The 20,307-nt window shown below is 38.3% G+C and carries 14 protein-coding genes; 5 read left to right on the forward strand and 9 right to left on the reverse strand.

What is annotated here, in order from left to right:
* Window positions 1-127 precede the first annotated feature (127 nt).
* From mqo to Q0948_RS08570, 7 genes are all read right to left on the reverse strand, one after another.
* Window positions 128-1,612 (reverse strand): malate dehydrogenase (quinone), encoded by a 1,485-nt coding sequence (gene mqo / locus Q0948_RS08540; protein WP_298350543.1) that lies wholly within the window; start codon window positions 1,610-1,612, stop codon window positions 128-130.
* A gap of 321 nt (window positions 1,613-1,933) precedes the next feature.
* A complete protein-coding gene (locus Q0948_RS08545) occupies window positions 1,934-3,187 on the reverse strand; it encodes an NAD(P)/FAD-dependent oxidoreductase (RefSeq protein ID WP_298350541.1) in 1,254 nt (417 codons plus the stop codon).
* Window positions 3,188-3,240: 53 nt separating this feature from the next.
* Complete coding sequence (locus tag Q0948_RS08550; RefSeq protein WP_298350539.1) at window positions 3,241-5,511, reverse strand: BamA/TamA family outer membrane protein; 2,271 nt, start codon at window positions 5,509-5,511, stop codon at window positions 3,241-3,243.
* A 4-nt stretch (window positions 5,512-5,515) separates the two neighbouring features.
* Window positions 5,516-10,558 carry a translocation/assembly module TamB domain-containing protein gene (locus Q0948_RS08555; RefSeq protein WP_298350537.1) on the reverse strand — a complete coding sequence of 1,681 codons (5,043 nt, stop codon included), beginning with the start codon at window positions 10,556-10,558 and terminating at the stop codon, window positions 5,516-5,518.
* Between the two features lie 154 nt (window positions 10,559-10,712).
* Window positions 10,713-13,040 (reverse strand): T9SS type B sorting domain-containing protein, encoded by a 2,328-nt coding sequence (locus tag Q0948_RS08560; protein WP_298350535.1) that lies wholly within the window; start codon window positions 13,038-13,040, stop codon window positions 10,713-10,715.
* 143 nt (window positions 13,041-13,183) lie between these two features.
* Window positions 13,184-14,230, reverse strand: a complete 1,047-nt coding sequence (locus Q0948_RS08565) for an NAD(P)-dependent alcohol dehydrogenase (protein ID WP_298350532.1) — start codon at window positions 14,228-14,230, stop codon at window positions 13,184-13,186.
* A gap of 71 nt (window positions 14,231-14,301) precedes the next feature.
* Entirely contained in the window at window positions 14,302-15,402 is a 1,101-nt protein-coding gene (locus Q0948_RS08570) for an alkene reductase (RefSeq protein WP_298350530.1), read from the reverse strand.
* A 207-nt stretch (window positions 15,403-15,609) separates the two neighbouring features.
* Between Q0948_RS08570 and Q0948_RS08575 the strand changes: the two genes are divergently transcribed.
* The 4 genes from Q0948_RS08575 (at window position 15,610) to rlmF (ending at window position 18,640) form a co-directional block, all read left to right on the forward strand.
* Window positions 15,610-15,885, forward strand: coding sequence for an EF-hand domain-containing protein (locus tag Q0948_RS08575; RefSeq protein WP_021779085.1), 276 nt, complete (start codon window positions 15,610-15,612; stop codon window positions 15,883-15,885).
* A 97-nt stretch (window positions 15,886-15,982) separates the two neighbouring features.
* Window positions 15,983-17,383 carry an exonuclease domain-containing protein gene (locus Q0948_RS08580; RefSeq protein ID WP_298350526.1) on the forward strand — a complete coding sequence of 467 codons (1,401 nt, stop codon included), beginning with the start codon at window positions 15,983-15,985 and terminating at the stop codon, window positions 17,381-17,383.
* Between the two features lies 1 nt (window position 17,384).
* Window positions 17,385-17,669, forward strand: coding sequence for a hypothetical protein (locus tag Q0948_RS08585; protein ID WP_021779083.1), 285 nt, complete (start codon window positions 17,385-17,387; stop codon window positions 17,667-17,669).
* Between the two features lie 122 nt (window positions 17,670-17,791).
* A complete protein-coding gene (gene rlmF / locus Q0948_RS08590; protein WP_298350523.1) occupies window positions 17,792-18,640 on the forward strand; it encodes a 23S rRNA (adenine(1618)-N(6))-methyltransferase RlmF in 849 nt (282 codons plus the stop codon).
* Here the strand turns inward: rlmF and Q0948_RS08595 are convergent, their stop codons facing one another.
* Complete coding sequence (locus Q0948_RS08595) at window positions 18,641-19,144, reverse strand: lipocalin family protein (RefSeq protein WP_298350521.1); 504 nt, start codon at window positions 19,142-19,144, stop codon at window positions 18,641-18,643. It lies immediately after the preceding gene.
* Between the two features lie 57 nt (window positions 19,145-19,201).
* Here Q0948_RS08595 and Q0948_RS08600 point away from each other — a divergent pair, with 57 nt between their 5' ends.
* Complete coding sequence (locus tag Q0948_RS08600) at window positions 19,202-19,774, forward strand: pseudouridine synthase (protein ID WP_298350519.1); 573 nt, start codon at window positions 19,202-19,204, stop codon at window positions 19,772-19,774.
* Here the strand turns inward: Q0948_RS08600 and Q0948_RS08605 are convergent.
* Complete coding sequence (locus tag Q0948_RS08605; RefSeq protein WP_021779079.1) at window positions 19,771-20,217, reverse strand: cold-shock protein; 447 nt, start codon at window positions 20,215-20,217, stop codon at window positions 19,771-19,773. The two genes, Q0948_RS08600 and Q0948_RS08605, sit on opposite strands and share 4 nt — an antisense overlap.
* Between the last annotated feature and the right edge of the window lie 90 nt (window positions 20,218-20,307).

The raw sequence follows: 20,307 nt of genomic DNA on the forward strand, positions 1-20,307 counted from the left end.
TTGCAAAGTTAAGTGCTAACCCACGCAACTACTCATAGCCGAGACCGTGGCGGCTGATTGCCCAAGGGCTCGCAGTTCACGACAAAATAAGCAATACAAAAGGTAGTCGCATACTTAGTCATTAAACTTATAAGTTAAGAATAGCCGTGGTGCGCTGTAATTCTTTATTAAAATGCTCTTTGGTGATTTCTTCCTTGTAGCTAGGTACAATTTCTTTAAGTTTTTTCTTTCCTTCTGGGGAGTTCATTATCTCTGGGAAGGCTTGCTCTAGTACGTCTAGCATTATTTTGGGCGCGGTAGATGCTCCTGGAGATGCTCCAAGTAAACAAGTGATCTTACCGTCAGAACCACTTACAATCTGTGTTCCAAATTCTAGTTTACCACCTTTAAACTCATCTCGTTTTATGGTTTGTACACGCTGGCCGGCAACTTCTATACGCCAGTCTTCGTTTTTTGCATCTTTTATAAAATTACGTAGCTCGTTCATACGGTCATCAAAGGTCATCGTGACCTGGCCTATGAGATATTTAGTAAGATCAAGATTATGCCAGAAAGCGCCTAGCATAGAAGGGATGTTTTTAAAATTGACACTTTTTACGAGATCTAGATTAGACCCCTGCTTTAAAAACTTGGGACTAAAACCAGCAAAAGGGCCAAACATAAGTTGCTTCTCACCATCTACATAGCGAGTGTCTAGGTGCGGCATACTCATAGGTGGCGCGCCTTCTCCCGCTTTACTATATACTTTTGCATTGTGTTGCTCTATAAGCTCTTTGTTTTTACAAACCAGCCAGCCACCGCTCACAGGAAAACCGCCAAAACCATCCTTCTCCTCTATCTCTACAGTCTCAAGTAGTAACAACGCACCGCCACCTGCACCTATAAAAATATGGTCTGCCTCTATAGATTGTTTCTTACCTGTTTTAAGATCTTTTGTAATTGCCGTCCAGTTACCATTGTCTAACGGGTCAAGATCTTCTACCTCTTTATGAAAGTGTACGGGTGTGTCAAACGCTGTTGCTAGTATTTCATATAAACGCTTGGTAAGTACGCCAAAGTTAACCTCTGTGCCACGATCTATACGTGATCCAGCCATTACCTCATCTTCTGTGCGATCGTGCATTATAAGCGGGAACCAGTCCCTCATCTTACTTATTTGATCTGTATACTCTATGGTATCAAACATAAAGTGCTCTTTAAAGGCTTCAAAACGCTTTTTAAGAAACGTGACGTTCTTTTCTCCTGTTACCCAACTATGATGTGGTATGGGTTTTAAAAAGCGCTGAGGATCCTCTATAAATCCTTTTTCTACGAGATGTGCCCAAAACTGTTTTGTAATTTCAAATTGCTTACAGATTTCTATAGCCTTTTTTATGGAGACAGAACCATCTTCTTGCTCTGGGCAATAATTGAGTTCACAAAGTGCCGAGTGACCGGTACCTGCATTATTCCAAGCGGCCGAACTTTCTTGAGCAACATCACCTAGACGTTCTAAAATTAAAATGCTCAAATCTGGCTTAAGCATCTTTGCCATAAGTGCAAGATTTGCACTCATAATTCCACCACCTACACAAATGAGGTCGTAATGATTTTTCGGAATTTCTCTGTTCATAAAAAAGGGTTTATGGTATAAAGGTATCGAAATCTAAACTTACAATTTGAACCCTCATTTATTAATAAAATATACAAGCTGCTATGTTACTCAATTGGTCTCAAAAACCCAGTATAGACATCTCTTATACGTTAAATTTTAACTTAAAATCACTATTTTGAGAGTAATAGGGTTTCTCTATAAAGCACATATTTAGTATTAAATAAAAACTTTATATAAATCCTATAAGTATTTGATTATAAGTGTTTAGAATAAATATGTTTAATCAAAAACCCCCACTATAAACAATGTCTATAGTGGGGGTTTTAGACAAATGATGTACTACTGTAGCAATCCTTCTATTTTTTCTATAACAGCTTGAGCAGCTCTTTCTCCAGAGATCATTGCGGCGTTAAGAGAGCCGTTAAGAAGATGGTCTCCAGCAAGAAAAATTGTGTCTTTAAGTTGCGTTTCAGACGCTTCACAATCCATACGTAAATTGTCAAGTTTAGGTAAAGCTCGCGGAATCACATATGATTTTAAGAAAGTAACATCTGTGATATTACAGTAAGTTGCAAGTTCTGAAGTAACGGTTGCAACAAGTGCTTTTTCAGATAAATCTTGATCGTCTACTACGGTTACAGAGAGTAGATTTTTTGCTCCAGTAGTTGCAGTTTCTAGCGCATCTACATAGAAGAGATTGTTAATTCGCGTATTCTCATCTGCTACAAGTTGGATCAAGGGTTGCTTCTTCCCTACTGCTTCTACCTCGTAATACAGGTTCACACAAGACTTCCAGGGAGTCTCTTGGCCTCTTAGGTTTGCTATAAACTGGCTAGCTTCTGTAGCTATAATGGTATAATCGCTCTCTAGGGCGGTTCCGTTTGTGAGGGTGATGGTGTTATCTTCTACACTTGCTACACTCGTATTAAACATAAAAGTGGTGTTTTTTAGCTGTGAAGAGAGTTGTTTAGGTATTGCTTCTATTCCAGCTTTTGGCACAGTGGCCATCCCTTCTCCAAACATTTTATACACAAACTCAAACATACGGCTTGAGGTGCTAAGCGCTGTCTCTAAGAAAATACCACTGAAAAACGGCTTAAAGAAATCTGTAATCATCGCTTGGCTAAAGCCTCTCTTGCGCAGGTAAACTAGCGTAGAGCTTTCTGGAGTATTAAAAATCTCTTCTATAGATTTGTTTTTTAAATCCTTATTAAGCTTAAGTACCTTAACCTTGTCACCTAGTTTACCTACAGATGAGGTCATTGTAGGTATAAGCATCTTGATACTGCGTGTAGGGTCGCCTATAGATTGAGATTTACGATTTTTAAATATGGTAGCGCCTGGTAAAAAAGATTGTAGCTCTAAGGCCTTATAATCTAGATATTCCTTTGCTTTTGGGTATGCGTCTAGTAGCACTTGAAAACCGTGATCTAGCTGGTAACCGTTTACAACATCTGTCTTTACACGACCACCAGCACGATCTGTAGCTTCTATAATGGTAGGTGCATATCCCTTCTGTTCCAGTTGTATGGCAGCAATGAGGCCACTTATTCCGGCGCCTATGATGTGTATTTTATGAGTAGAATTGTTCATATATGAAGTAGTAAGAGTGTTATTTTTTTTGCTTTCGCGAAAGCGTAAATTATTTAAAAAGGGTAACCAATAGCAAAATTAAAGATAGGTTCATCAAATTTGAAATCCCAGCGTTCTCCCTCTGCAAGCGATGGATCGTGAAAAGGAGCAGCGAGATCAAAACGTATTACAAAGCCTTGTACATCTACACGTAGCCCAAAACCACCACCTATACCAAGCTCGTTTATAAAATCTGAGGTAAACTTATCTTTACCCGGCAGATCTTCGTTCTCAACGCTATTCCAGATATTACCTGCATCTACAAAAAAGGCTCCTTTAAGGTAATTAAAGATAGGAAATCTATACTCTGCATTTGCCTCTAGGCGTATGTTACCTATCTGATCAAAAAAGCTCCCACTCTCAGAGTTACCTGTTGACGTACCAGGCCCTAAAGAGCGTATTCTGAACGCTCGCACGCTGTATGGACCGCCTGCATAATATTGCTTTACAAAGGGTAATATCTCTGAGTTGCCGTATGCATACCCATAACCAGCAAATAAGCGAGTGGCAATTTTTTGCTCCTTACCAAAGTTAAAGTGATACCTAAAATCTGCATCTATCTTTGCAAACTGTGCATACTCTAGTCCTAAAAAGGTGTTGTTTTCTGTATCCTCATTTTCTTGGCCAAGTAGACTTACCGTGTTACCAGCAATCTCAACATTTGTGTTAAGAAATACTTGATATGTATCACTAGTATCTACCATCCCGTTGTAGGTAAAACTATAGGTAAGACCGGCGATAAATTGCTGCTCAAAACTCTGTTCTAAAAATGGATTTTCTGCAAGTATCTCGTCAAAGGCTTCTGTGGTGTTTGACAATCTCGTGTAACTTAGTGAGATAGGGTTTATTTTATGCGTCACATATTTATTTGCATCCCAAGTGTAGCCAAAGCCTGCGTTACCAGAGAGAAGCGTGTATAGCTTTGACCTGTTTAAATAATCAAAACCTAGGGCCGTGACGGTTTTTGGGATGTTGTATTTAAAGAAATCTGTATTAATCTTAATTGGAAAAATCACTCTAGGGAATACAAGCTCACTTGCAAGACCCAGCTCAATACTGCTCAAAGACTCGCCACCACCTACTTGCACTTCATAACCTGCAGAGCCTGTAATATTAAGTACTTCTCCCCCTTTAAAGAGGTTTCGGTTGCTGTAGGTAAGTGCAAGGCCCGGCCCAGCAAAATTATTAGACTTTGTAACCGCTTGTATCTCTGCTCTTATGGCTCTTTTATTAAGAGGTGATAAGTATATGTTTGCCTCTAGAATCCCTAAACTATCTGTGCGCAGGCTATCTACTTCTTCATACTGGATATTTACAAATTTATAAGCTCCTATGGTAGATAATCTTCTGGCTGTATTGCGGGAGATATCTGGATTATAAAGCGATCCTTCTTTAAGTGTAATGTATGGCGCAAGATATTTGGGTTTAAAATAGGTCTCGTTTTGTATCATATTGAGACTATCGTAGCGGACTATATTTTGCTGTAAGGTATCCTTTAGCTCATAGTTAGGATACACATTAATTTTTTGCACTTTGTAAGGCACAATGACCTTGTTAGGAACATCTTTTTTAATCTTTAAGAACATATCAAAACGCTTGTTCTTATATTGATTTGTGTCAATCTCAAAAATGAGAAACGATGGGTTAAAGTTGTAATATCCCTTTCTCTTAAGCTTGTAGTCTATGCGGTCGCGCTCTTGTTTTAGATTTGAGAGGTCATAGCGCATTCCCTTTTTGAATGGCGAACTCTTAACCGTACTTATCATCTCTCTATAAATAGGCGGCGAGAGTGTGTCGAGCTGGTATGTTTCCATACGGTATGGTGTAGGCACCTTAACCATATATGCTATAGAGGCTCTTTTCTTTGTTTCGCTTTCGCGAAAGCGAGAACTCACATCACTATAAAAGAAGCCACGGTTCTCAAGTCTGTTTCTCAACAATGCCTCTACCTCAAACTCCTCTACATCTGACTGGTAAACAGGCTCCTCTCCTATTTTTTTATTGAGCCACTTATTTATCACTCCAGGATTTTCTCGCTGTGCTTTGTAGTGTATACTTAGGTTAGGATACATCCCTAAAACCTTAGTGTTAGGAGATGGTCTTAAAACACTTTCTAACTCTGCCTTGAGTAAATTTTGATTAACTATAGTACTATCTGAGTTAATTATAACCTCACCACCCGTATATAATCGTTCTCCCTCAGTTATATACTTTTCTACACTACACGAGCAGAGTGTGATACTTACTATGACAAGGACTATGTGTATTAATTTACGGTACTGCACGTGCTTAATCTATCTTATTAGTTTTTCTATTTTCTTGGGAAGGTTTAAGTTCTTCCTTTTGCTCTTCTTCTTGAAGGAGTTGTTGTTGCTTCTTTTTCAAAATAGCACTCCACAACTGACTAAATTTATTAAACTCTTGCTGGAATATGAGCGAGATCCCACTTACAATGGTCTGTCCATCTATCACGTTTTCAAACTCACTACGTCTAAAGCCTTTGAGACGGTACTGTCCATCTTCAGTAAGTTCATACTCTAGGCTTACATTACCTATAAGCGGTGTGGCATCACCACTTGCACTCTCGCCCGCCACGTCTACACTACTCCCCACACGTACGGTAAGCTTATCATTAAAGAATTTACGTTGTGCAGCAATATCCAGCTGTGTGCGTTCTTGTGGAGTTGTGCCTTGATAGTCTGTAAATGTATCGAGTCCAAAATCCAACTGGAACCCTGTGTTGCCTAATAATTTATCAGAAAAAATATTAAGCTGATCAGACAGGGCATCATTAAGGTTATCTCTAGCAATACTAGCAAACCCTCCCTGACTCCCATCTGAGTTAGAGTCAGGATAAAATCTATTAAGTACTAAGAGTGAAAAGACCTGTCTGTTTAACTCTCCAGTTTGTTGATTAACTTGTTGTACGCGACTATATACCTCACCTCCTAGTGCTCCTTGCTCATCTTCTGGCAGGTCTAATGCAAAGTTTATCTCTGGACTAAGAAGGTCCCCGTCGATGTTTAGGTATACTAAAAACGGCAATTGCTGCCTGTATTGTGACTGGGCCGAGGGATCATCACTAGTACTTGTAATAGCCATAAGTGGCGCCGCAGAAGCATCAACCGAATATACGGCACGCACATCAAGTTTTGCGTCAAAAGGATCTCCAGACCAAGATACTCGGCTGCTTGGGTCAAGTGTAAATGTGCGGTTTACCAAGTTATATAAGTTCATCTCATACTGGCCACCAGCCACGTCGTACACCCCTGTTAGATTCATACGCCCATTGGGTTGTAGTGTGAAATTTAAATCTGCATCACCATTTACCTTTAGATTATCACCTGTCTCTTCATCTATAAGTATGGTTACTTGTGCATCTCTATTTACCTTAAGTAGTGATTTTATATCAAAACCTGTAATTGTTCCCGTTTCTTCTTCGGTGCGTGTGAGAATGGCGTCTGGATTTTCTCTATTAACAAACACTACAATACCATCACTAGACTCTATGTTTGCCGCTGCCGTAGGCATTATGTAGGTGATATCTGTACTACCGCCCACGGTGGCGTCAAGATCTATTACGGGGATTTGTAAATCACCGGTGATGGAGGCAGTAGCGTCAAAAACCGCTGTCCCGTATACAAAGTCGTTATCGCCTTTTTTAGCATTAAGGGCTTGAAAGTCATTTGCAACCACTTTTAAATCAAACGTTGGGTTTATAAAACGCTCTGTACCTACAAGACCGTCAACTGTTAGTTTATTGTCCTTATCATCACGTATGGTAAAATTTGACATTGAGATTCCCTCATTGTCTATAGAAACGGTTTCTTTAAGTAATGTAAATGGTGCATTAAGCTTAGTAACAGTAAATCCTGCATTAGTAAAACGTAAGAAACCTTGGTATTCTAGATCAATAAGCTTCCCGTTCATTTTAAAATTACCATTGAGCGTTCCGGAACCATCTTTAAGCTCGCCTAGAGAAAAACCATCTAAGGCTTCCATTTTGAGTTCATTTATATCTAGATCCATATTAATGGTAGCGCCATCTATATCTGCAATGTAGTCTCCGGTAAGTTCTAGATCTGCAACCCCTTCAGAAACAGCTAGATTAAAGTCGTATTTATTACCATTAATAGACCTACCTGTGAGTTCTAAAATGCCTAGATCTTCTTCTAGTACTCGTAGCTTTTCAACATATATATCTGCCAGAAAACCTATGTCACCAAAGGGTTCTTCTAGTACAAAATCTCCATTAAGGTTACCACTAGCAAGTTTTTCGTCTGGGTTGAGATATGCAAGAAACTCACTTATTTTAAAATTCTGAAAATCGATAGCTATGTGATCCTTTTCAATGGTAGGAAGTTTGTCTGTAAATTCTACAGATTGCAACTTTCGCGTAAAGCGAAAATCATTAAAAGCCAATTTTCCATCTGTAATAAGAACTTCATTACTCGACGGAGTTTTCCAATCTTTTTTATTAAAAATAAGACTGTCTTCACTTACGTGAAAACGTAATCGCTCCCTGCTCCCCGTAATGTCTGACTGTACTTGTATAAGTTTTTCATCATTTGCATAGGCAAGAAAATCTAGTGAAAGCTCATTGTTAGTTTGATTACCCTTTATACGTGTTTCTTGTATAGCGATAGGTCCTGCAGTTAAGCCGTTAAAACCTAAATCAAAGGTAAATGCATCTCGGTCTGTGTTCATACTAAATGAGAGGCTATCCAGCTCATTACCTGCATAATTAATGTGTGGTGCTTTTATCGAGGCATCTAGTTTACGAGTAGCCTCACTAAAAGCAAGGTCAACAGCAATCGTGTCTAGATCTTTCATATTTACTAGAAAAACCTCATTGAGTAAGGGTGATTGTCTCACCTTCCCTTTAAGTACAACATTTACTGGGTTTGTAATGGTATCTTTTATAATAGCATCTCTGTAAAAATAACTGTTTACGTGATTTTGTAAAGCAGTTGCTATCCTCGCTGGGTCAGCATTAGATCTTAAATCAAGGTTCAATATCTTGTTGTCAAATTGTACAGAAGTACTATCTGGACGTACACGTGCAGACCCTTCTAGATTACCTATTAAATACGTGCGGTCGTCATAAACAATTACACCATCATCCATTACTGCTGTTACATCATAACTCGCGGTACTCCCTTTAAAAGTGCTCGTGAGTTTAAAACCAGTACGTACATCACGTTGCATTAATCCTAGAGCTTGTAAATCTGCTCCTATGACATCAAGATTAATACTAGCTGCAGTTGCAATTGTGTCTAGCACAACGAGGCCTGTAAGGTTTGTATTAAGATTACTGTCTTTGTAGCTTGATGTAATAGCACCTTCACCATCTTTTATTTTACTAGTAATCGTTAGGTCTTTTATAGCATAGTCATTGTATAAAAATGAAGCTACAGTAGCATCTACATTTGCATCAAGCGTGTTTAATGAAGTGCCCGAGCCCTGGCCCTTGAGCGTGAGATTGAGGTTCCCTATGCTATTGTTTTGAAGAAGCTCACCTAGGTTATACTCTTCTATTGCCAGTGTGGTGTTAAAAGCAATGGTATTATTATTTTTAAAAGTACCATCTATGGTTGCGAGACCTTGTGTAGTCGTAAGGCTTGCAGTAGTCGTAATATTTGTAAGGGTACCTTTTGCGGCAGCTACTAGCTTTAAGTCTTGCGGCAGATTAATACTTAAAGAATCTGTTGCTATAAATTTTGATATGTCGTTCTTACTAGTAGAAGCATTAATGTTAGGCAGATTAAAATATAGACTCTCTATATCATTTATATTCTTAAGGTTACCATTTGCCTTTAAATCAGTGTTAGACCAACTTAAAGCAAGATTAGGAACCGTCAAATCTGCTAGCGTGCCTGATGCCGTTATTGCCCCAGCAATAGGATTTTTACTTACTGTCTGTAAATACGTGTTAGATCTTAGAGATGGTTGGAATAGAAATAAATCACCCAGCGCTACCTTTACGTCTGTAATGTTAAGGTCTAATTGCACATTTTCTGGTTGTGTCGCTATCTTATCTAGCGAAGGGTAACTCATCACGATATCTCCTCTCAGTGTGTTTGAGTTGATAGCCGCATTCATATTTTCAAGCTGTAAATCTGTATCAGAAACAAGAAAATTTGTAGAAACTGATTTGACATTTATACCAGAGACTTCTCTTCCTGACAGACTTTTCACATTACCACCCGCCACAAAATCTTTTAGATAAGTGTCTGTACTTTCTAGATTCACATTAGAGAGAAACACCGCTTCAGGATTAAAGACACCTTTTGTAGCTACCGCACCATTTACGGTATAACGTATACTTGTATTAGTCACGCTAGCCTTATCTACTGTAATATTATAGTCTGGAAATGGGGAATTGCTAGATTCAATAGGTACTTGTGATGCGGTAGTACTAAACATATCAATACCTATCGCGCTATCATTTATTACAATGTCATTTATAGCAATGACAAAGCTGTTAAAATCTGCTTTGGGAATACTTGTTTCAAGCTCCTTAAAATCAAAATCAAAAGACACGCCTACCTCCTCACCTGTATAGTTTCCGCTTACGTCTTTTAGGGTAAGCTTGTTAAAAGCTAGGTATGGCAGTGGTATTTCTTCGGCATCTGGGTCTGATGGTACTGGTACCTGATTAACCTTAATTTGAGCATTTTCTATATATCCCTCACTGGCAGTAAATCTCATCTCATCCAGGTTTACTGTATCTGGTGATATGCGTAGCTCTTTAAAAGTGTACCTACTATCTATACCTGTAATAACATCGTTATACACTACATCAAAATCTTTGAGGTCTAGATCACCTATAATAAGATCCATTGGTGCCGTGCTAGTTGTATCTGTTTGTTGAGATGGTGGAGTTGCAAAAGCAGCTGCAATAAAGTCAAAGTTGAATCCGCTTAGGGTGTCTTTTCTAATAATATTTGCTCGTAGACCTTCCCATTGTGCATTCTCTATGCCTATACCAGTACCATTTATAATGGGCCACAAAGGGATATCTGCCTCTAGAGACCTACTGTATACAAGCGTGTCGCCTTGCTTATCTTCGAGATATAGCCCTTCTATGGCAACATCTCCGTCAAAGGTTATAAAAGCCCTTTCGAGCTCAACCTTAGTTTGCGTTTTTTCAGAAAAATAACTCACTGCCTTAGAAACAACAATGTTTTGTCCCCACTCACTTCGTATAAATAAAAGTAAGAGTATAATAAGTACAAGAAGAACAAATAACGTGCGAGCCAGAATGCGTAGCCACCTAAATTTTCGTTTAGGTTTTTTTGTTTGTGGCGCTTTGTTTTCAGGGTTTGTCACCAGAGGGCTTCAATTTTTTAACAAATTAACGCCGTTTGCTCATTTTAACATAATTTGCCGCTGTAAAGTATTGTTAAAACGCCATCTATGATACTATAAAGCTGTTTTTTGAGTGTTTTTATTGCGCTTTCGCGAAAGCGTGTATCTATTTATCTTACCTCAGTAAAGAGAAGTGACCTCGAAAGATACGACCACCCTGTAGCTCTACAAGATACCAATAGTCATTTCGCGGAAGCGTAGACCCTTTGTACTTCCCGTTCCATCCATTACCCATTGCACGTGATTGATACAGTTTCTTCCCAAAACGGTCAAATATGATAAACCTGACCGTAGTGGTGAGGTCTTGACCAGCACCTTCAAGCTTCCAGGTGTCATTTATACCATCACCATTAGGTGTGAAATAGGTAGGGAAACCTATAACAGATAGCTCTTGGGTAACAATACCGCAACCATTAAGATCGCGTATAAATACGTTATATAAACCAGCGGATACGTTTTGAAAGGTAGATTCTTCTTGATAGGGACCTAAAATACTTCCCAAGGCATACTCATAAACGCCACTACCTTCTGCAGTGATCGTTACGGTATTATTTTCTCCTCCGTCTACAACCGAAACATTAGTTATAGTTGCTGTACTTGATGGAGTTACATTAATACTTCTTGACGACTCACAGCCATTAGCTCCTACGGCGGTTACGAGATAGTTACCCGGTTCATTAATCCCAATAGTTGATGTGTTATCTATAAGTAGCGTGCCATTGTGCTGCCAGGTATACTGTAAACCAGCAGTATTGCTTATTACTCCCGCACTAAGCGTTATAGTCTCAGGAAAGTTATTTAAACAATAAAAACGCAATTCATCATCGGCCATTACTGGTGGAGACAGAATAACTATATCTGCCGTTGTGATAGACAGGCACTGCCCATTATCATTAACACGGATATAAATGGTTTGATTAAAAGCCTCAGTGTTAGTAAATGAAGTAGTGATTTCCCCTTGCTGATTAAATGCAGCCTCCTCGTTCTCATAAAAGCTTACGGTTGCTCCTGCAGGCACTTGGTCTTGTACCTGTGATGAGAGCGTGCTTAAATCAATCTCTGTAATACCATCTATAAAACCATCTGTGTCGCACACTTCTAGTGAATCTAAAACTAGCGTACTATTGCCCGTAGTAAGCTGTACGCTAGCAATAGCACTACATCCTGATTGTGATGCAACACGTGCGTATACAACCTGGTTTGCTTGTGTGTTTTGAAATGTATTAGGATTTGCAATTACATTTACTTCACTTTCGGCATCTGTGAGGCTGTAATAAAATCCTGTTATGAAAAGGCTACTATCGTTTACTGTTACGTCATCTAATGCGTCAAATAAGTTATACTGCGATAAGCCGTCTCCACTTGCATCACACTGCTGTAACGTACTATTAGAAACGGTAGGGTTCTGAGCAAACTCTATTGTGACTTCTCCAAAGGCTTCACAACCATTATCAAGCGTAATCTCTACAGTATAGAATCCATCTTGGTTAACGGTAAGTTCATTAGAAGTTTCTGATAGTGGTACACCGTCACGTTGCCACATAAATGCTGTTGCCAGAGGTTCATTTACTACAAGTGTGGTTTCTCCTGCACCGCATATGGGATTTCCCCCGGCTACGGTTCTGTCTGGACCTAAATCTGTACCTAACTGAAAACTTCCCGCCTCTAAAAAGACAGCAGAGTCAAATCTAAAGTTTTGCTCATCTGCTATTACTAGCTTAACTTGATAGTTTACATTAGGCTGTATAATTGCTTTTGCTTCAATGACTTTGGTTTGACCATTAAAGTTAATGGGTGCTGTGTTTTCATTAAAGCTTTCAAAGTAAAACTCGTTTATGGCAGGGCAGCCATTAGGTATTTCTGGATGTACGGTTGTAACCTTTACAGGGGTAGTTGTGTCTGGAACTAAGGCAATATTTTCATACCCTTGCTCGCCTTCTTCTCTTATAAGAAACCCAAATAAATCTGAAAAATTACAAGTGTTAGGATTGCCCTCTTGATACTCTTCTGAGGCAAATACATATCTAAAACGTACCTCTGAGGCTGTAGATTGAAAAGTAAACTCTAGTATAGTTGCGTTAGTCGTATTTTCTTCATCAAGTACAAACTCAAGATCTGCATCTCCTAGCCAGTCTGGAGCATCATCATCACTGAGACTTGTGTTAGGACCTTGCACATTCTGCAATCTTCCGGTACTTAAAACAATACCTTCTTGAAGAGGGAAGTTACTACCGTTTGCATTAAAGTAGCCATAGCTCTGCTCCTGCCCTCCAAAATCTCCTCCTACAACGTTTGTGACCTGTATGTTTGAGATACAGTTACTATCTATGAGAATATCTTCTATTAATTGCTGTGGAGTATATGTTTGACTATCTACCACCACATTTTGCGCTATGAGACTCGTAGATATAATAAGAAAGCAAAAAACTATAAAGTGCCGCATTAGTAGTTTATGGATATTACAAATGTAAATACTACTGCTTTTATATTGCAATGAACTTTTTAATAACAGAAAGATGGATCTCAAACGTAGGGTTATAAAAAAAGCGAACTTAAAAGTTCGCTTTTTTTAATTGTAATATGACTTTAACTCAATGATTCCATATCGATTACAAATCGGTATTTCACATCGTTGTTTTGTACACGTTCATAAGCCTCGTTAATGCTAGACATATCTATCATCTCAATATCACTTACAATATTGTGCTCACCACAAAAATCAAGCATTTCTTGAGTTTCTTTTATGCCTCCTATAAGAGATCCAGCTACACTTTTACGCCCAGAAATAAGGTTACCGCCGTGCACATCTGGTAGCGGCTCTATGGCTCCTACCATACACATTGTACCATCTATGGCTAGCAGCTCTAGGTATGGATTAATGTCGTGGCTTACCGGTACTGTATTAAGAATAAAGTCAAAAGACCCTTTATGAGCTTTCATAGCGTCTTTATCTTTTGAGATAAGTACATCATCTGCGCCTAGTCTCCTTGCATCTTCTGCCTTTCCTTGAGAAGTTGTAATCATTACTGTCTCTGCTCCCATTGCGTGAGAAAATTTAAGTCCCATATGACCTAAACCTCCTAGACCTACCACCCCTACTTTCATTCCTTCCTTTACACCCCAGTGATGCAATGGAGAGAAGGTTGTAATACCAGCACATAATAGTGGTGCTACTGCCTTTGTGTCAAGGTTTTTTGGGATGTTAAGTACAAAATTTTGATCAACCACTACCTCTTGAGAATACCCTCCAAAGGTGTGCCCATCTGTATGCTTGTCTTTACTGTTATAGGTCCACGTAGCGCCGTTGAGGCAAAATTGCTCTAGATCGCTCTCACAAGATGAGCACTCCTGGCAAGAATCTACTAGACATCCTACGCCTACTAGGTCTCCTTTTTTGAATTTTGAAACTTCGTCTCCTACTTCTATTACTTCACCTACAATCTCGTGACCAGGTACTACTGGGTACATAGATGGTCCCCAGTCACTGCGTACAGTGTGTATATCACTGTGACAAACGCCACAATAGGTTATTTTAATTTTTACATCTGTAGGCAAGGTATCACGACGTTGTATTGTCATTTCCTTTAAATCTGCCTCTTTATCTTGAGCACCGTATGCTTTTACTTCTGTCATAATATTTTTTTTAAACTAATTAGTTAGTGTTTTTGCTTTCGCGAAAGCGTAATTATAACCACTCTTAGGGTTTACTTACTTTCTTCAAGCGTTGGGTAATCTGTGTATCCTTCTTTACCCGGAGTATAAAATGTATCTTGATTTGGTTCATTAAGGGATGCATCTTTTTTAAATCGCGTTACCAAATCTGGATTTGCAATAAATTTACGGCCAAAGGCAACAAGATTACCTTTATTATCTTCTAAGGCTTTATTTGCGCTCTGAGCATCATATCCTCCACTTAAGAGAAGTATACCGTTATAATTGTTACGTATATTAGTACGTATGTCATCTGGTAAAGCTGGCGCTCCCATAGAGCCGTGATTTACGAGGTGTATATAAACTACATCTAGTTTTTCTAGCTCTTTTGATAGATAATCAAACGTCTCTTCTTGCCCTTCAAAAGGTCCTAAATCATTCATCGCCCCATTAGGAGATAAGCGTATCCCTACTTTATCTTTTCCTATAGCCTCAATAACTTTTGCAGTGACTTCTAGTGTTAATCTGCTTCTGTTTTCGGCAGAGCCTCCGTAATTGTCTGTTCTTTTATTTGTACCAGCGTTTACAAATTGGTCCAGTAAATAGCCATTTGCGCTGTGTACCTCTACTCCGTCAAAACCAGCTTCAATAGCATTTTTTGCTGCTTGTACATATTCCTCAATCACAGTATTAATATCGTCTTGAGTCATCGCGGTAGGCTCTGGGATTTCTAACTCACCCTTACCATCCACATACATCTTTGTATCTTCTGGTTGTATGGCAGATGGTGCAAGTATTTTTGCCCCTTCTGGCATATTATCTGGATGCGAGATTCTACCCGTATGCATAAGTTGCATAAAGATCTTACCACCTTTATTATGAACGGCCTCTGTTGCAGGCTTCCAAGCTTCTACTTGATCACTATTATATATACCTGGTATGCGTGCATAGCCCACACCATTAAGTGAAGGAGCTGTTCCTTCTGTAATTATTAATCCAGCACCAGCGCGTTGCCCGTAATAGAGTGACATTATTGCTGTAGGTATATGCTCTTGCGTAGCTCTAGACCTTGTGAGAGGTGCCATTACTACTTTATTTTTAAGCTCTAGACGACTATTGCTAAGAGGAGATAATAGCTGGTTATTAATATCCATAGTTTCTTTTTTTAACAAATTTAGAGCGTCTCAACGTGCTTCTCCGTTAACGCGTTGTTAAATGAAAATAAAGGGTTTCACAAAGAATTTCACTTTCGTGAAAATGGAAACTCTCACTATTTAAGCCGAGCAATAGACAATAGATTATGTATTTTTAAAATGCGACAAGCATAGAAAAACAGATATATAATTTAAAATAATACAGTTATGGCTACCAAAGATATGATCCTCAATAAACTGCAAATCCTCATAACTCAAGAATTTGATAGCCCAGAGCAGGCTTTTGCGTTTTTTGATAAAGATGGAAATGGCACACTCTCTAAAAGTGAAATCAAGACCCTGCTAAAAAAAGCTGAAATAAGCGGATTTATAAGATCTATCGTGGCAAATGCCTTAATAGATGGGTATAGCAAAGATGGAAATGATAATGTGAGCTGGGAAGAATTTAAGGCAGCACTTGATGAAATTAAAGATAAAGACTAATGAGTTCACATTTTGTCCAATAGAGCGCATATTTTATTCCATTTTTTAGGAATAATTCCTAATAGTCAAAAATAAAGTGTAGTTTTGTTACTCAATTATGACTGAGTTAGCACCTACATATCATTGTATTATAGACGTTGAGACCACGGGTAAAGGAATAAACGGTAATCGCATTACCGAGTTTTGCGCCGTACGTCTTAAAGATGGAGAAATAATAGACAAGTTTACATCGCTTGTAAATCCTGAGCAATACATTCCACCATTTATTACTAATCTTACTGGTATAGATGATGCAATGGTAGAAGATGCACCCCTCTTTGAAGAAATCGCTCAGCGCGTTTTGGAAATTACAGAGGGTGCCATTTTTGTAGCTCACAATGTCAACTTTGACTTTAATGTGATTAAAGGAGAGTTTAAAAGACTTGGGGTTTCATTTGTGCGTAAAAAATTGTGCACGGTACGTCTTTCGCGCAAGCTTATTCCTAATTTATTTAGTTACTCACTAGGTAATCTTTGTGCGTCAATAGGGATTCCTCTTAATAACAGACACCGAGCAGAAGGTGATACAGATGCTACTGTTATTCTTTTTAAAAGGTTGCTAGATCTAGATGAGGGCAAAAAGGTTATGAACGCATTTTTAAATGTACGGTCTAAAGAGGCTACATTACCTCCTCACCTACCTTCACGTATTATTCAAGAGCTTCCAGAAACGGCAGGTATTTATTTATTTAAGGACCGTGCTGGTAAAATCATTTATGTAGGGAAAGCGATTAATATCAAGAAGCGCGTATTATCACATTTTTATGATAAAAAGAATAAGGAATATCTCCTAGGTCAAGAAACATATCAAATAGATTATGAAGTAACAGGTAATGAGCTTTGCGCACTACTTCTAGAGTCTGAATATATAGAACAGTATTTTCCAAAATTTAATAGAGCGCAAAAAATGCCTGTGAGCACTTATGCTATTGTATCTTATGAAAATAGAAAAGGAATACTACAGCTAGCTGTTGCAAAGTCTAAGTATCGTGCAAGTGCAACAGATAAAGTTTATACGAAAGCAAAAGCCACAGAGCGTTTAATGGAACTTTGTGACACGTATCACCTATGCGCCCGTTATTGTGGGTTACAAGCCACTTTTGGTCAGTGTTCACATTACCGTCTTAAAGGTTGTAAAGGAGTGTGTAATGACGAAGAAGCCGTCGCAAATTATAACGAGCGAGTACATCAAGCACTAGCAGCTTATTACTCAGAAAATGAAACATATCTTATTAAAGAACGTGGCCGTACTGAAGATGAAACGGCTTTTATCTACATAGATAAAGGAGTTTATAAAGGTTTTGGTTTTGTGCCAGAGACAGAGCAGCTTAGTCATTTTGATGAAGTGGCTTCATATCTTAATCTTAAGAAAAGTACCTACCACACAGATGTTATTTTGAGAAGTTACCTGCGTAGACATAAAAACCCAAGTATAATTCCCCTACCTATTTCTGCCTGATATGAACACCACATTAGATTATAAAACCTACTACCTACAGCTACCTGATACACTAACACAAAAGTATCCAGAGCTCAATTTTGAGAACCACTGTTACTTGCGCATTGCACTAGACAATGTAGTAGGTACAAAATGGGATAAACGTATTGCCCGGCCAGCTTATAAGAACTTATCTACAGAGCAACGCGCTCTTGTCATATCTTATTTGTCTACCTATCTGGATGATAAAAGCACACTATTGTCTCATAATATGATATCTCTCGCATACAGAGGTAAACTTGCTTAACTAGTCATAAGACGTATTTACTAAGAATTGTAAGGGGTGATACCAGCATTAGTTGTAGTTTTGTGCTTCTTAAAAGCACAAGGAAATACTTAACTATTCTTATTGTGCTCAAATACAATTTTATGCACCCAGATAATAAGAATATAGGTCCTTACCTCTTTAAACAATTACGTAAAGCAAATAAGGAGCTTGCACCTCATATACTTGAAACTAACAGAGGTATTCAAACCATAGATTTTTCTAATCCCAAAGCTGTTTTAGAGCTTAATAGAGCCATCTTACTTAATGATTACTCTCTTAACTGGTATGACATACCAGAGGGATATCTGGCGCCTGCAATACCTGGTCGTGCAGATTATATCTTATATCTCAAAGACTTTCTTAATACAGATAAGCAAGCGCAAGGCCTTGATGTAGGTACTGGTGCAAACTTTATATATCCGTTACTAGGAGGATCATTATTTAACTGGAAAATGAAAGGTGTCGATATAGACCCAAAGGCCGTACAAAACGCAAATTTATTACTAGAAAAAAACACCCACCTCAAAGGTTTTCTCTCTGCTGTATACCAGCAACAAAGAGCTCAAATTTTTGAAGGTGCTATTCTTCCTGGTGAGCAGTATGACTTTACAATGTGTAACCCTCCTTTTTATAGCTCAGAAAAAGAGGCTTTTAAAGCAACTAAAGAAAAATCAAAAAACCTAAAGCTCAAAGAGGTAGAACGTAACTTTGCGGGGCAATCTAACGAGTTGTGGTGTAACGGTGGTGAGGCACTATTTATAAAACGTATGGTAAAAGAAAGTGTACACTTTAAAGATCAAGTAGGCTGGTTTACTACCCTAGTATCAAAAAGCGAGCACTTGCCTAAAATAAGAAAGCAACTAGAAAAACTTAAGGCAGAGCATAAAACTGTAGATATGTCTCAGGGTAATAAGAAATCAAGATTTCTAGCTTGGCGTTTTAAAGAGTAATTAGTGATGAAACTTACGGTCAGGTATGCTTAGTTCTTCACTCACAAGATAATCTGAGATTCTTCGTTTTTCACCAAATTGTTTATGAGTATATGATAGGTGTAAAGAATCTTTACTAGCATAAAAGATTCTAAAATCCTTATAATCTTCGTCTATATGAAGGAGTTCTTTGAGTTTTACACTTGTTATTCTAATATGAGTATATCCTAGGCTATCTGTTATGACACTCCAGGTGCCAGATAATGATGGCCCACAAGATGGGTTCTGTGCATTATTGTCTGTTACAGTGCCATTGCTATAAAAGCTTTGCCTGTAGTGTAAAAAGCAATCTCCCATATTCATACGGGTTTTACCATTGTACCTTTTGGCAAGTTTCCAAGTCTTTAAACTATCACCCGCGATAAGTTTTTTAATATCACTAGAAACCTCAAATGGAGTAGATTTCTCATTTGTACAAGAAGTTGTAAATAAGAAAATAACCAAGCATACTATTAATTTTTGCATTAATAAATATAAGAATTATAATGAATCCTATACTTTCGTTAGACTTTCTTACAATCTATGCATAGACACTTTAAATTGTTCAAACCGTATGGTTATTTAAGTCAGCTCATTACTAATGATGCAAGGCAAGCTCGTAAAAAAAAGTTTTTAAAAGAGTTTTATGATTTTCCAGAAGGCACAATGGCTGTGGGGCGACTTGATGAGCACTCAGAAGGTTTACTATTTATGACTACAGACGGTAAGCTGTCTCACACTATAAACACTTCTGGGGTAGAAAAAGAGTATTATGCTCAAGTAGATGGCGCTATTACAGATGAGGCAATTCTCGCATTAACTCAAGGAGTGGAAATAAGTGTAGAGGGTAAAAAATATATAACAAAGCCCTGTAAAGCCAGACGTATAGATGGTGACCCTGGTTTTCCAGAACGTGCAAAAAAGATAAGAGACTTACGACACGGTCCAGCGCCGTGGATCTCAATTACCATTACTGAGGGTAAATTTAGACAAGTACGTAAGATGACTAGCGCGGTAGGTTTTGCTACACTACGACTTGTAAGAATAAGAATAGGCTCACAAACCCTAAAGGGTCTGGAGCCTAGCCAAGTTATTGAGGTAAAAGAATTACTTTAAGTAATCTTATTAACGCGTACAGCGTTCATTCCTTTTTGTCCTCTTTCTATTTCGTAAGAAACTTTGTTTCCTTCTTTAAGTTCTCCTTCTATAACTTCAGATATGTGAACGAAGTACTTTTCTGGAGTATCTGCATCTTTAATAAATCCAAAACCTTTTGAAGAGTCAAAAAACTCTACAAAACCAGTTTTTATAGGATCTGGTTCATCACCTTCTACCTTTTTAGGAATTCCTAAAACGATGTCTTCTACATCTACTTCTTCTTTCAGTGACGGGTCTGGTGGCGTATCCACTAGTTGACCTAGGTGGTTTACGTATACAAACTCATTTAATTTCTCTCCGCTCTCTTTACGGGCAAGTTTTTTCTTGCGTTTGTCTTCTGCTTTTTTAAGCCTCTTCTTTTCTCTTTCTTTTTTACCAAAGGTTTCTTGTGGTCTAGCCATTAACTCTTTTATCGTGTTTAATTATTACGTTGCGAGAATATCTCTTAACGTTCACATATTAGTCGCTATTTATTATAAGAACTTACATAA

This window comes from uncultured Dokdonia sp., assembly GCF_947496725.1.
In the GTDB taxonomy this organism is placed as follows: Bacteria; Bacteroidota; Bacteroidia; order Flavobacteriales; family Flavobacteriaceae; genus Dokdonia.

What these genes read in the sequence shown, in the direction of transcription:
- Q0948_RS08600 (WP_298350519.1), top strand. Translation starts at nt 19,202, where the DNA reads ATGCATAGACACTTTAAATTGTTCAAACCGTATGGTTATTTAAGTCAG.
- Q0948_RS08570 (WP_298350530.1), bottom strand. Translation starts at nt 15,402, where the DNA reads ATGGATATTAATAACCAGCTATTATCTCCTCTTAGCAATAGTCGTCTA.
- Q0948_RS08545 (WP_298350541.1), bottom strand. Translation starts at nt 3,187, where the DNA reads ATGAACAATTCTACTCATAAAATACACATCATAGGCGCCGGAATAAGT.
- Q0948_RS08565 (WP_298350532.1), bottom strand. Translation starts at nt 14,230, where the DNA reads ATGACAGAAGTAAAAGCATACGGTGCTCAAGATAAAGAGGCAGATTTA.
- Q0948_RS08605 (WP_021779079.1), bottom strand. Translation starts at nt 20,217, where the DNA reads ATGGCTAGACCACAAGAAACCTTTGGTAAAAAAGAAAGAGAAAAGAAG.
- rlmF (WP_298350523.1), top strand. Translation starts at nt 17,792, where the DNA reads ATGCACCCAGATAATAAGAATATAGGTCCTTACCTCTTTAAACAATTA.
- Q0948_RS08595 (WP_298350521.1), bottom strand. Translation starts at nt 19,144, where the DNA reads ATGCAAAAATTAATAGTATGCTTGGTTATTTTCTTATTTACAACTTCT.
- mqo (WP_298350543.1), bottom strand. Translation starts at nt 1,612, where the DNA reads ATGAACAGAGAAATTCCGAAAAATCATTACGACCTCATTTGTGTAGGT.
- Q0948_RS08575 (WP_021779085.1), top strand. Translation starts at nt 15,610, where the DNA reads ATGGCTACCAAAGATATGATCCTCAATAAACTGCAAATCCTCATAACT.
- Q0948_RS08580 (WP_298350526.1), top strand. Translation starts at nt 15,983, where the DNA reads ATGACTGAGTTAGCACCTACATATCATTGTATTATAGACGTTGAGACC.
- Q0948_RS08585 (WP_021779083.1), top strand. Translation starts at nt 17,385, where the DNA reads ATGAACACCACATTAGATTATAAAACCTACTACCTACAGCTACCTGAT.
- Q0948_RS08560 (WP_298350535.1), bottom strand. Translation starts at nt 13,040, where the DNA reads ATGCGGCACTTTATAGTTTTTTGCTTTCTTATTATATCTACGAGTCTC.